This window comes from Youngiibacter fragilis 232.1, assembly GCF_000495435.3.
GTDB lineage: Bacteria > Bacillota > Clostridia > Clostridiales > Clostridiaceae > Youngiibacter > Youngiibacter fragilis.
The window spans coordinates 1-12,030 of sequence record NZ_AXUN02000041.1; the positions used below are offsets into that span (position 1 = coordinate 1).

The following is a 12,030-nucleotide window of genomic DNA, read 5'->3' on the forward strand; positions in this document are numbered from 1 at the left end:
AGATTCCACCTCGCGATGGACACCCTTGCCTTCGGCTAACGCTTCCTGCTACCGAGCGCGTAGTGGACTCTCACCACCAAGTTAGCGCCCATGCCGGGCGCACAACGACAAAAATCCCTGAAAGCAAATCACTTTCAGGGATTTTCATGGTTGCAGCTTCTTGGCGGAGAATGAGGGATTTGAACCCTCGCGCCGGTTACCCGACCTACGCCCTTAGCAGGGGCGCCTCTTCGGCCACTTGAGTAATTCTCCATGCGAAGCTTGCATAAAACTATTAAGTTCAGTCAACCACGAAGTTAATTATAACAATGACCCCTATTTATGTCAACAAAAATGACCCATTGCAGGCTCCAAGAAATACGAACAAAAAAACAGAAGCAGTTTTTGGCTGCTTCCCATAGTGGATTTTAAGGTAGGTAAAAGTATAATGCGTATGAACTTACGCTCATAGCTAAAGGGCTAAGGTTATAGTAATACACAAACCTTAAATAAAATTATAAAATGTGTTAAATATCAGTGAACAACATCATCTTATTAACGGATTTCATGTTCCCCAACATGGTCATGTGACAACCATTATCCGTTTCAGCCATTGATAGTGGCTGATTCATGGGTTTTTCCCATATTCCGGGTCAGTTTTTTGATTTTATGGACAATTATTCAATTATCACGAAAAATGTTCGTCGAATCATCCCCGTATCTGTCCGTTGCCGAAGATGATGTATTTCGTAGTGGTGAGTTCCTTTGTTCCAACAGGTCCTCTGACATGGAGCTTCTGTGTGGAAATACCCATCTCTCCTCCCATGCCGAATTCGAATCCATCCGTGAACCTTGTTGACGCATTGACATATACCGCTGCGGAATCTATCCTGTTGAGGAATTCCATGGCATTAGCATAGTTCTCAGTCACGATGGATTCCGAATGTGATGTTGAATACCTGTTGATATGCCTAATTGCCTCATCCAGAGAATCTACTACCTTCAGTGAAATCTTGTAATCAAGGTATTCTGTGGCAAAATCCTCATCTGTCGCCTCCTGGAATTCAGGAACTACAGCCTTTGCCCTTTCATCGGCATATACCGTCACGTTGTATTTCTTCAGTTCGTTCCAGACTAATGGCAGGAAGCCTTCTATTTTGCTGCTGTGGACTACGAGGCTCTCAGCAGCATTGCATACTCCTATCCTCTGGGACTTTGCATTTATGATTATGTCGACAGCCATCTTTTCGTCTGCACTGGCATCAACATATATGTGGCAGTTGCCTGTTCCGGTCTCAATCACAGGAACCGTAGAATTCTGGACCACAGATTTGATAAGCCTGTCACTTCCTCTTGGTATGAGGACATCCAGATATTCATTGAGCTTCATGAATTCATTTGCCACTTCGTAGCTCTGGTCCTCGATCAGCTGTACGAAATCCTTGTTGCAGCCTGATTCTTCAATGCTTCGCCTCATGATTCCAGCCAAAGCCCTGTTTGAATTAAGGGCCTCCTTGCCTCCTCTCAGGATCAGCGCATTTGATGACTTGAGGCAAAGCGCTGCCGTATCGACGGTCACATTGGGCCTTGCCTCATATATTATTCCTACAACACCAAGCGGAACCCTCTTTTTCCCGATGATCAGGCCGTTCTGCATGGTCTTCATCCCAAGCACTTCTCCGACAGGATCTTCAAGGGCCATTATTGTCCTAATCCCTTCTATCATCGAATCTATGCGCTTCGGATTCAGGCTGAGCCTGTCGATCAGGCCTTCTGGCAGCCCGTTCAGCTTCCCGGCTTCAACATCTATCTTGTTCTGCTCAAGAATAGCGTCCTCGTTCTTTTTAAGGTTAAGTGCTATATTGTCGAGCAGCCTGTTCTTCTCATCATTCGACAGCATGGCAAGGCTTGTCGCCGCTTCCTTGGCCCTCATACCCATTTCCTTAAGCATTCCGATCCCTCCTCGAGAAAAGTGTTCCGATTTCCTTCCCGTTTATGATATCAACGATGATTTCCGGTGATTCTCCATTGGCTATGACAACATCTATCCCCACTTCAGTCGCGATCTTTGCAGCGGAAATCTTAGTTACCATTCCGCCCGTCCCCTGATTGGAAGATGTTCCCTTTCCTATTGACTCGATGTATTCATCGATGACATCAACCTGATGGAGCAGCCTGGCATCCGGGTTCTTCTTTGGGTCATCGCTGTACAGGCCGTTTATGTCAGACAGCAGTATAAGAAGGTCAGCCTCTACAAGCTTTGCAACCACAGCAGAAAGGGTGTCGTTGTCACCGAATATGATTTCTTCGGTAGCTATCGTGTCATTTTCATTTACTACAGGCAGAATACCCATCCTAAGCAGCTCATTGAAGGTATTCTTCGCATTGAACCTCATGACCTCATCATCGTTGACAAGCCTTGTGACAAGGATCTGAGCCACCTCGTAGGCATAGTCATGGAAGAACCTCTGGTACATGTTCATGAGGACTACCTGTCCGACAGCAGCTGCTGCCTGCTTTTCACTTACCTTCCTGGGTCTTTCCCTTAAATTGAGCCTTTGGGCCCCGACAGCTATCGCTCCCGATGAAACAAGAACGACCTCCATTCCCTGGTTCTTCAGGCTGGAAATGGTCCGGGACAGATGCTCAAGCTTCATGAGATTCATCTTGCCGTCATTATGTGTGATAGTGGAAGTTCCCACCTTAATGACAACTCTTTTCCTGTTCCTTAAGTCCTGTCTTTTGTTCTCCATCATACAGCCTCCGCATTGGTTATCCTTCTCTCCATTATATTTTATTTTGTATTATTTTAAAGCTTTTTTGATCATATACTCAATCAGGTTCACTGATTCCTGCTAATTTATGAACAGAAAGTTAACATTGAATTGAATATGGATTAATTTAATTGCATACTATTGATTATCATTCTCATTTGCAATATACTTGACTCATAGCAACAACCGGAGGAAACTTCGGAAAATATTGAATTACGGAGGATTTAGAAATGAAACATGAATTACCAAAACTTCCATATGAGTATTCCGCTTTGGAGCCTTACATAGATGAAACGACAATGACCATACACCACACAAAGCACCACCAGGCGTACATCAACAATCTGAACGCAGCGCTTGAGAAATATCCTGAGCTTCAGGAGAAGAGCGTTGAAGATCTCGTAAGGAACCTTGATTCTTTACCTGATGACATCAAGACTGCAGTCAGAAACAACGGGGGAGGACATCTCAACCATTCATGGTTCTGGAACTGGATGACCAAGGCTGCTGGCCAGGCACCTGAAGGAGCACTGCTCGAAGCAATAGAAAGGAAATTCGGTAGCCTCGACGGCTTCAGGGATGCTTTCTCTAAGGCGGCCGCAGGAAGATTCGGTTCAGGCTGGGCATGGCTGGTTGTATCTGGCGGTGAGCTTGAGATAGTATCCACTGCAAACCAGGACAACCCAATAACTGAAGGAAAGCACCCAATACTCGGACTGGACGTATGGGAGCATGCCTACTACCTTAAGTACCAGAACAGGAGACCTGACTATATCAAGGAATGGTTCAACATAGTGAATTGGAGCGCGGTTTCTAAGGAATTCGAAGCTCTCAGATAAACATATTGAAACGGCCTAAAGTTTCAATGAAGCCCCGCAAAAATTGCGGGGCTTCTCTTTTGTATAGACAGGTGACAACAAAATCTTGTAATATCATATTATGGTTAACACGGGGAGGATGTACTAATGGAACAGCTTAAGATAGAGGATTTCAAGAACTACAGATTTCTTTCCGGTATAAGGCACTCTCCAGATGGGAAGAATGCCTGCTTCGTGGTTCATCAGATGAACCTTGAGGAGAACCGGTATGACTCAAACCTTTATATTTTGAATGTGGAAACAGGAAAGACAAGGAAGCTCACATCATCAAACAAGGAATCACAGTTCAAATGGCTTGATGACGAAAACATCGTCTTCAACGCTATGCGCGATGAAAAGGACAGGGAGAAATCTGAAGCACTTGAAGAGATTACCGAGCTATATAAGATAAACATCCATGGCGGGGAAGCGGACAAGCATCTCAGCTTCAAGAAAGAGCTCGGCTCATATGAGTTCCTCTTCGATGGAACTATAATAGCAACAGTCTCATTCGACCTGAACAACAGGGAACTTCTCGGTCTTGAAGGCGAAGAGCGTACCGCTGAGCTCAAAAGAAGGAAGGAAGAGAAGGATTACGAGGTCCTTGAAGAGATACCCTACTGGTCCAACGGTTCAGGCTTCACCAGCAGAAGAAGGAACCGGCTCGCATTATTCAATTCAGACGGATCCTTTAAGGAATACATCACCGGCGAGTTCACTGATGTGGAATCGCTAAGGCTTAACAAGTCAAAGGACAAGGCAGTCATAGTGGCTACTACCTTCACGGACAAGATGGAGCTCACAAATGACGTCCTCTTATACTCTGGAGGGAAGCTAAGTTCCCCTCCGCTTATCGCCATGAACTATGGGTATGCAGGCTTTCTTGATGATGAGCATCTGGTTCTTACCGGAAGCAACATGCTATCGTACGGCCTCAATGAAAACAAGAGGATATTCACCTGCAGGGTCGATGGTTCTGACTTCAGGGACCTTTCCCCGGAGCTGGATCTTTCACTGTACAATTCAGTCGGTACTGATTCAAGATATGGTTCGTCCCAGGAAAAGACTACCGACAGCGGTCTGTTCTACTTCCTTGCGACAGAAGGCACGGACTGCAGGCTCAAGAGAATCGGCATATCCGGAGACATTGAGGATGTTGTAAGCATTACAGGGACAGTTGACGGAATCTCAGTAAGCGAAGGCAGCATACTTTATGTCGGAATGAAGGAGAATTCTCTACAGGAGGTCTATTCCACGGGAAGCGCCGAGCCAATGACATCATTCAACGCAAATATACTTATGGAAAGGACGCTATCCGTTCCTGAGAGGCTTGTGCTTGAATCGCCAGCCTCACATGACATTGAAGGCTTCGTCATACGACCGGCTGCGTTTGAGGAAGGGAAGAGATACCCCTGCGTACTGAGCATTCACGGTGGACCAAAGACAGTCTTCGGTAATGTGTTCCACCATGAGATGCAGATACTTTCAAACCTCGGTTATTTTGTAGTCTACTGCAACCCCAGGGGAAGCGACGGAAAAGGCAACGACTTTTCTGATATACGGGGTAAGTACGGCACTATAGACTACGAGGATATCCTGTCATTCCTTGACAAGGCCATTGAGACCTATGACGGGATAGACAGCAGCAGGGTCGGCGTTACAGGCGGCTCATACGGCGGTTTCATGACGAACTGGATAATTGGACATACTGACAGGTTCAAGGCTGCGGTCTCAGAAAGAAGTATCTCGAATTGGATCTCAATGTATTCGACTACAGATATAGGCTATTATTTCGCAAGCGACCAGATCGGTGAAACTCCCTGGACAGACAGCGACAAGCTCTGGTGGCACTCGCCATTAAAATATGCCGATAAGGTAAGGACACCGACCCTATTCCTTCATTCGGATGAAGACTACAGATGCTGGCTGGTCGAGGGCCTCCAGATGTACACGGCACTCAAGGACAATGGTATTCCGGCAAGGCTCTGCATGTTCAAGGGAGAAAACCACGAGCTGTCCAGAAGCGGCAAACCTCTCCACAGGGTAAGGCGTCTTAAGGAAATGACCAGTTGGTTCAACAAGTACCTATAGAATCTTAACAGCGCATCACTCATGCGCTGTTTTTTCGACCTGCTTCTTTCCGCAGCAGGATAAAATTAACATCCCCTTAAAAGAATAGATCCAGAATATGCGTTGACACTTGACTATACCTGGTATATGCTAATCAAAATACATTCTGAGGGGAGGATCTTTATGGATATAAATACTCTGACCTCACTGATCAAGGCATCAAATGGAGAGATCCCATGCGACCTTTCACTGCAAAATGCAAAAGTCGTTGATGTTTTCAGCGGCAAAATCCTTGAGACTGGCATCGGGATCAAAGATGGCTACATAGTAGGCTATGGAGACTATGAAGGTGATGAGGTGACAGACCTTGACGGAGCTTATGTCTCGCCATCACTCATCGATTCCCATATACATGTTGAGTCAACAGTTTCGACCTGCAGGGTGCTTTCAGAGGCTGCATGCATGCATGGCATAGGGTCGATGGTTGCTGACCCTCATGAAATAGCGAATGTTCTTGGTTCTGATGGAATCCTGTATATGCTGGATTCTTCAGAGGGCCTGCCCGTCGATTTCTACTTCATGCTCTCATCGTGTGTCCCATCCACTAAGCTGGAGACATCTGGCGCGGTTCTTAAGTCCAGTGACCTTCTGCCGCTCTACGACAGCGAAAGGGTCCTCGGACTCGCGGAAGTCATGGATATGCCTTCTGTAGCCGGATGTGATGAAGATATGCTGAAGAAGCTGCTTGCAGCAAGGAACAGGGGCCTGGTCATCGATGGTCATGGATCTGAACTTACAAAGAGAGGTTCCAACATCTTCAGGACCGCAGGAATATCTACAGACCATGAATGCGTAACTTCAGAGGAGGCCATGGACAGGCTGTCAAAGGGAATGTATATCCATATCAGGGAAGGTACCGCCGCTAAGAACTTTGACGCCATTATAGGACTTGTTGATAAGGATAACTTAAGAAGGTTCACCTTCTGCACTGATGACATGCATATTGATGAGCTCCACAGGAACGGAAGCATCGACGCTTTGGTAAGGCGGGCTATAGCCTTTGGCCTTGAGCCTGTGGATGCGATTCGCATGGCTACGATAAACCCTTCGGAATGCTATGGACTCAGGGAATCTGGCGCAATTGCCCCGGGTTACAGGGCTGACTTCATTGTGCTTGAAAGTCTTAGCGATTTCAGGATCAGAAGTGTCTACAAGAGAGGCCTAAAGGTATACGGGACTGATGGTGTGACCTTCGATTTTTCATCAGCCATACCTCCCCCAATAATGAGTACCATGAACTTCAGGGAGCTCAAGGCATCAAGCTTTAAAATGGACATACCGGGTACCGGTACGGTAAACCTTATGGAAATCATTAAGAACAGCCTCCTGACGAGGCACCATGAAATCAGTATGGGAAAGTCATCAGACTTCATGTCTGATATCACGAATGACATCATCAAGATAGGAATTGTCGAGAGGCACAAGAATACAGGAAACGTAGCCCTTGGACTTGTAAGAGGGTTCCGGCTGCATGAAGGGGCTGTGGCTTCTTCGGTATCGCATGATTCACACAACATAATTGTCATAGGCACGAATGACCAGGATATGGCTTCTGCCTGCAACAGGCTCAGGGAAACAGGAGGCGGTATCGCAATATATTCACATGGAAAAATGCTGGCTGAGCTGCCTCTCGAAATCGCAGGGCTGATGTCAGGCAGGCCGCTGCTGGAACTGATCGAGAACGTAGGGAACCTCAAGAATACAGCTCAGGTTGTGTTTGACGGTCTTGATTTCGACCCCTTCCTGACCCTGTCCTTCCTCGCTCTTCCAGTGATCCCCGAAATAAAAATAACCGATAAAGGGCTGTACAGCTCTTCACTCGGCAGATTCATAGGTCTTTTCAATTAGAGCAATGAAATTCAGGACCCAGGCACATCAGCGCGCCTGGGTCCCGATATTCCTAGATTTCTTCAAACTTCCTCTGAATAAAGCCTGACAATGTGTTCCAGGGTATTATCCTTGATTTTGGTCTGGATTCGGCGATCGATACAGCTGCATAATCGCCATTTCCGTCAATCGTCCTGAAGAGGTAGTATACTCCTCTGTGGGACACTGTAATCATATGGTTAATGCTCAGGAACCTTTCGTGAGATATTCCGTTTTCTTCACAGAACATCGAAAGATACTTGCATATTGTCTCACCGATGCTGTCTACCTTTGATATCTGATATTCACCAGATACCCATCTGTACCAGGAACCGTTAAGGTTCACGAAATTAAAGAACTGGTTGAAATCAGTTATGACAGTGTTCAGCGAAGCCTTCTCGTTCTCACTTTTCTTAACATCCTCGACCGCAACGGGCGCAAATTTCATTTCCTCTCTGACCTTCTCTTTTGTTTGCAATTTCTCCATAAACTCACCTCGGTTAATCCAATCATTCCGCGTACCGAATAACACAGAGGTAAGAATCTTAATATTCTGTCTATTATGCTGTGAGATTTCTACCTCTTGCTATCATAATATCACTTTCCTCTTATAATTGTAATAATATATGAACACAATTTCCATAAATTGACAAATTTGTAACATTTAAACCGGTAAATTCAAATCTTCTTCTCATATAGCCTGAACCATTTCAAACCTGGTATGTTTAGCCTCAGGTCCACCGTACCGGCATACTCGAACCCTGAATTCTCATACAGCCTTATTGCCGGAATATTGGTTTCAAGCACATCAAGCCTCATTGCCTTTATTCCATTTATGATCCCAAAGGAAGATGCATGGTCAAGCAGCCTTTCTCCAAGTCCCTTGCCCCAAAACTCAGGATCCACAGTAAATGTCCTTATGACCAGAATCTTGTCATACTCCCAGTCATATCTCCACTTCACTTCTTCATAGGCATCCTCAGGCTCATTGGAAAGCACTATGGTGCCTGCAATCCTCCCGCCAACAGTTATCACGTGGAGCTCACCCTTACCCACATAAAGCTCTGCTGTCCGTCTGTCAGGATAGACACCTTTTTTCCAGCCGGGATAATTGATACCGCTCTCGAGCCTGTCGCACAGCCTGTCAAAAAGTTCGGCTATCCTATTGATGTCCCCCTGATCAGCCAATCTGACATTGATATTGTCCATACTCCCTCCGCTTGTTCACTTTCTCAATTAATCAATTTCAATTTTGTGCATCTATGAATGTGAAATGGTATATATCTGATGATTTCATAATTTGCATAACACCTATTTACAGTGACTTTGATATATGCAATAATTTGTTGAAAGAAATCTTTAAGCCAGGTGCTGAGATACCGGCAAGGTTTGTCATATTGTGAAGCATTAATGCCGATAGTATACGATCTTGCCTTGGGCAAGTTTTTTTTTGCCATTTCGGACCAGGCGGATTTCAAAGAATAGGAGGCAGCTAAATGAATAACAAACATGTATCAGGGTATCTTCCTGACGAGACACCGGACTTCCTCGAACTCATAGCGTTCGCGCTCCAGCAGATTGTTGTCATGTTCCCGGCAACCGTACTCGTTGCACTCATAACCGGTTTCCATGTTTCAACTACCATATTCGCAAGCGGACTTGCAACACTCGCTTTCATACTTGTGACTGGAAGAAAGATCCCCCTATATTATGGATCAAGCTTCTCATATATCGCAGCCATAGCTTCGATAATGAGCGCCGATGCTTTCGCATCATATTCGCTCAATGACAAGATATCAATCGCCCAGTTCGGAATCATAATGTCCGGTTTCGTATCTATAATCGCCGGATACATCATAAAGAAAAGCGGAAAGGCTTTCATCGACAAGGTCCTTCCACCAACCGTAACAGGAAGCATAGCAATAATCATTGGTCTTTCACTCTCAGCCAACGCCATGGGAAATGCATCTGCAATACCCTCCACCGTAGCTGAAGCAAGCAAAAGCTTAGCAGGAAGCCTTGCCTGGGTAATCGCACTAATAACCCTAATATCAACAATATTATACTCAGTATACCTCAAAGGCAAGCTTAGCCAGCTTCCAATATTGTTCGGACTACTTACCGGATATGTGTCAGCACTGATAATCGGCGCTTCAACCGGCATCCAGTTCGTGAACTTCAACACTATAGCCTCAGCAGGAATACTCAATCTTCCGATATTCACTTTCCCGAAGCCATCGATTGCGGCTGTTATAGCAATAATGCCAATAGCAATAGCGACCATACCTGAATCAACAGCCCATATCTACCAGCTTGACATTTACGTTAACGACCTTGCGAGAAAGAAGGGCTCAACAAAGAAGTACGACCTTGAGAACAAGCTTGGCCTTAACCTTATTGGCGACGGTATAGGTGACATAGTATCAGGACTCATCGGCGGCCCAGCTGGAACCAACTACGGTGAAAACATAAGCGCAATGGCGATATCCAAGAACTTCTCGGTTCCTGTTCTTATCACAGCAGCCATACTTACAATGGTAATCTCAATGTTCACACCACTGATCAATATCGTATATTCCATTCCAACAGCTGTAATCGGAGGACTTTCGATATACCTCTTCGGTGTAATAGCTGCACAGGGAATAACCATCATGATGGACAAGAAGGTAGACATGTTCAGCTCAAAGAACCTTGCGGTAATCGCAGTGATACTCATAGTTGGACTTGGAGGAAGCTTCAATTTCGAAGGCGGCATGATACCGATGTTCGGTACACAGCTTCCAGCGATAGCAACAGCAGCAATAGTTGGAATTACACTGAACCTTATGCTCTCCGCAGGTGATTCAAGGGAATCGGCAGCGGCTTCAGCAAGCGAAGAAATAGCATAGTCACATAATGCAAAATGAGGAAGGGATGACCCTTCCTCATTTTACGTTAACCTATTATTTTCTCAAGGAATACTGGTTCATCATCTGAAAATGTCCTGGTGAATCCGACCGCATAACAAAAGGCTATGCTTGCTTCATTCCACGGCTCTATGTCCGAGGTAATCCGTTTAATTCGGGCATTATCTGCCAGAGTGTTCACCAGAGCCTCACCAATTCCAATGCGTCTGTACCTTGCATTGGTATGGATTTCCCCCTATATGTTACGATATGCCCAAAGCTCCAGGCATTTTGTCCTTTATGGAGTATTCCAGTAATCCTGTCATCATGTATCGAAACCAGAAACCCTGATTCATTACCGCCATCTACCGGCTTCCCCATGAGAATCTGGCGCTTCTGCCTTCTCCAGGCCACAGTTCCATACGTTCCTCAAGCCAAGATTGGGACAGGTACTCATCCATATCACTGTCTGATATTCCGAATTCCATTATCCAAATTTCATATCCCAAGCATCGAGACTACCTTGTGCTTGTAGCTCCTGTACAGGAATCCTCCGACCTTACCTATGAAAAGAGCTCCGATAATAGTTCCTTCCCTTATCATCCCGATGTCTCTGAAGAAAACCATCGAAACTGTTGCAGACCCCGCAACGCAGGAGAGGTCGAACCATGTCTTCACTCTGGCAAAATCTATGGAATATTTGTCAGCGATCGCTTTACACAAAGCCTCAGGAGAATTGTTCACTATATCAGCCACAAGCAGCATGAAGATGGCAAGTCCCATAAGACATACGCTCGTCAGGAGGAAAGCGAGCTTCACTGGATATGACTGTGGTGCAAGAGATGCCGTTACCGACAATGCCGAGTCCGTAAAAAATCCAAAAACAGATGAAAATGCAATCTGAAGAAGGTTCTTGACCTTGAAATCCTTCCTCAGAATGAGTATCTGCATTAGAACCAGAAACAGATAGAAGAAAATGGTAATACGTCCAACAGTAAGGCCTGTGACCCTGCTTATTGAAACAGGGAATGAACTTATCGGTGAAACCCCTAACGAAGACCTTATCGCCAGAGCGACCCCATATGAGAGTATGAACAGTCCCAAAACAAACATGATGAATCTTGTTGCCAGTGCTTTCATTTATATCCGCCCTTCATAAAAAAATTCCCCGAATTCAATGCCATTGGTGGGGGATATCGGTAGTATCCTAAAAGACCTGTGTTATCATGTCAACCTAGGTTAAACTAGCTGCAAGCAGGAACCTCTTAAGCATATAGGCATCCCGATGTTTCAAGATAAAAAAAGGTAAAAAAAAGTCGCCATAAATGGCGGAGAGAGTGGGATTCGAACCCACGGTACACTTTCATGTACGCCGGTTTTCAAGACCGGTGCCTTCAACCAGCTCGACCATCTCTCCAAGTATAGCGACAAAACATATTATATCAGCATGAAAAACAAGTGTCAACAACCATTTTCCCATATTTGAAAAAGTAAATTCCATTGCTGAATTGATAAAGTAACTCAACTTTCCCACTTGGA

General features: G+C 45.3%; 12 protein-coding genes and 2 tRNA genes. 4 read left to right on the plus strand and 10 right to left on the minus strand.

The window, feature by feature from the left end:
• Positions 1 to 161: 161 nt before the first annotated feature.
• The 3 genes from T472_RS02675 to proB all read right to left on the minus strand — a co-directional run bounded on the left by T472_RS02675 (position 162) and on the right by proB (position 2,732).
• Positions 162 to 252 (minus strand) — tRNA-Ser (locus tag T472_RS02675).
• 436 nt (positions 253 to 688) lie between these two features.
• On the minus strand, positions 689 to 1,930 hold the full coding sequence (locus tag T472_RS02680) for a glutamate-5-semialdehyde dehydrogenase (RefSeq protein WP_023384310.1): 1,242 nt from the start codon (positions 1,928 to 1,930) through the stop codon (positions 689 to 691).
• Positions 1,923 to 2,732 (minus strand): glutamate 5-kinase, encoded by an 810-nt coding sequence (gene proB, locus T472_RS02685; protein WP_023384312.1) that lies wholly within the window; start codon positions 2,730 to 2,732, stop codon positions 1,923 to 1,925. Before proB ends, T472_RS02680 begins: the two co-directional genes overlap by 8 nt.
• A gap of 251 nt (positions 2,733 to 2,983) precedes the next feature.
• Here proB and T472_RS02690 point away from each other — a divergent pair, with 251 nt between their 5' ends.
• From T472_RS02690 to ade, 3 genes are all read left to right on the plus strand, one after another.
• Complete coding sequence (locus T472_RS02690) at positions 2,984 to 3,592, plus strand: superoxide dismutase (RefSeq protein ID WP_023384315.1); 609 nt, start codon at positions 2,984 to 2,986, stop codon at positions 3,590 to 3,592.
• 126 nt (positions 3,593 to 3,718) lie between these two features.
• A complete protein-coding gene (locus tag T472_RS02695) occupies positions 3,719 to 5,701 on the plus strand; it encodes a S9 family peptidase (RefSeq protein ID WP_023384317.1) in 1,983 nt (660 codons plus the stop codon).
• A gap of 162 nt (positions 5,702 to 5,863) precedes the next feature.
• Positions 5,864 to 7,588, plus strand: a complete 1,725-nt coding sequence (ade, locus tag T472_RS02700) for an adenine deaminase (RefSeq protein ID WP_023384319.1) — start codon at positions 5,864 to 5,866, stop codon at positions 7,586 to 7,588.
• 52 nt (positions 7,589 to 7,640) lie between these two features.
• On the opposite strand, the gene T472_RS02705 is transcribed toward ade, so the two are convergent.
• Both T472_RS02705 and T472_RS02710 read right to left on the minus strand, forming a co-directional pair.
• Entirely contained in the window at positions 7,641 to 8,093 is a 453-nt protein-coding gene (locus tag T472_RS02705) for a hypothetical protein (RefSeq protein WP_023384321.1), read from the minus strand.
• Between the two features lie 191 nt (positions 8,094 to 8,284).
• Entirely contained in the window at positions 8,285 to 8,815 is a 531-nt protein-coding gene (locus tag T472_RS02710; protein WP_023384324.1) for a GNAT family N-acetyltransferase, read from the minus strand.
• Between the two features lie 287 nt (positions 8,816 to 9,102).
• On the opposite strand from T472_RS02710, the gene T472_RS02720 reads away from it, so the two are divergent.
• The gene (locus T472_RS02720) at positions 9,103 to 10,494 is read left to right on the plus strand and encodes a uracil-xanthine permease family protein (RefSeq protein ID WP_023384329.1); all 1,392 of its coding nucleotides are present in this window, start codon (positions 9,103 to 9,105) and stop codon (positions 10,492 to 10,494) included.
• A 46-nt stretch (positions 10,495 to 10,540) separates the two neighbouring features.
• Here T472_RS02720 and T472_RS20585 read toward each other — a convergent pair whose 3' ends face one another.
• From T472_RS20585 to T472_RS02735, 5 genes are all read right to left on the minus strand, one after another.
• The gene (locus tag T472_RS20585) at positions 10,541 to 10,693 is read right to left on the minus strand and encodes a GNAT family N-acetyltransferase (RefSeq protein ID WP_369322643.1); all 153 of its coding nucleotides are present in this window, start codon (positions 10,691 to 10,693) and stop codon (positions 10,541 to 10,543) included.
• On the minus strand, positions 10,690 to 10,872 hold the full coding sequence (locus T472_RS20065; RefSeq protein WP_040906488.1) for a hypothetical protein: 183 nt from the start codon (positions 10,870 to 10,872) through the stop codon (positions 10,690 to 10,692). The genes T472_RS20585 and T472_RS20065 overlap by 4 nt, the downstream gene beginning before the upstream one ends.
• Positions 10,857 to 11,000, minus strand: a complete 144-nt coding sequence (locus T472_RS19690; RefSeq protein WP_023384334.1) for a hypothetical protein — start codon at positions 10,998 to 11,000, stop codon at positions 10,857 to 10,859. Before T472_RS19690 ends, T472_RS20065 begins: the two co-directional genes overlap by 16 nt.
• Positions 10,990 to 11,631, minus strand: a complete 642-nt coding sequence (locus tag T472_RS02730; RefSeq protein ID WP_023384337.1) for a YczE/YyaS/YitT family protein — start codon at positions 11,629 to 11,631, stop codon at positions 10,990 to 10,992. The genes T472_RS19690 and T472_RS02730 overlap by 11 nt, the downstream gene beginning before the upstream one ends.
• Before the next feature lie 186 nt (positions 11,632 to 11,817).
• A tRNA-Ser gene (locus T472_RS02735) sits at positions 11,818 to 11,908 on the minus strand.
• Positions 11,909 to 12,030 lie beyond the last annotated feature (122 nt).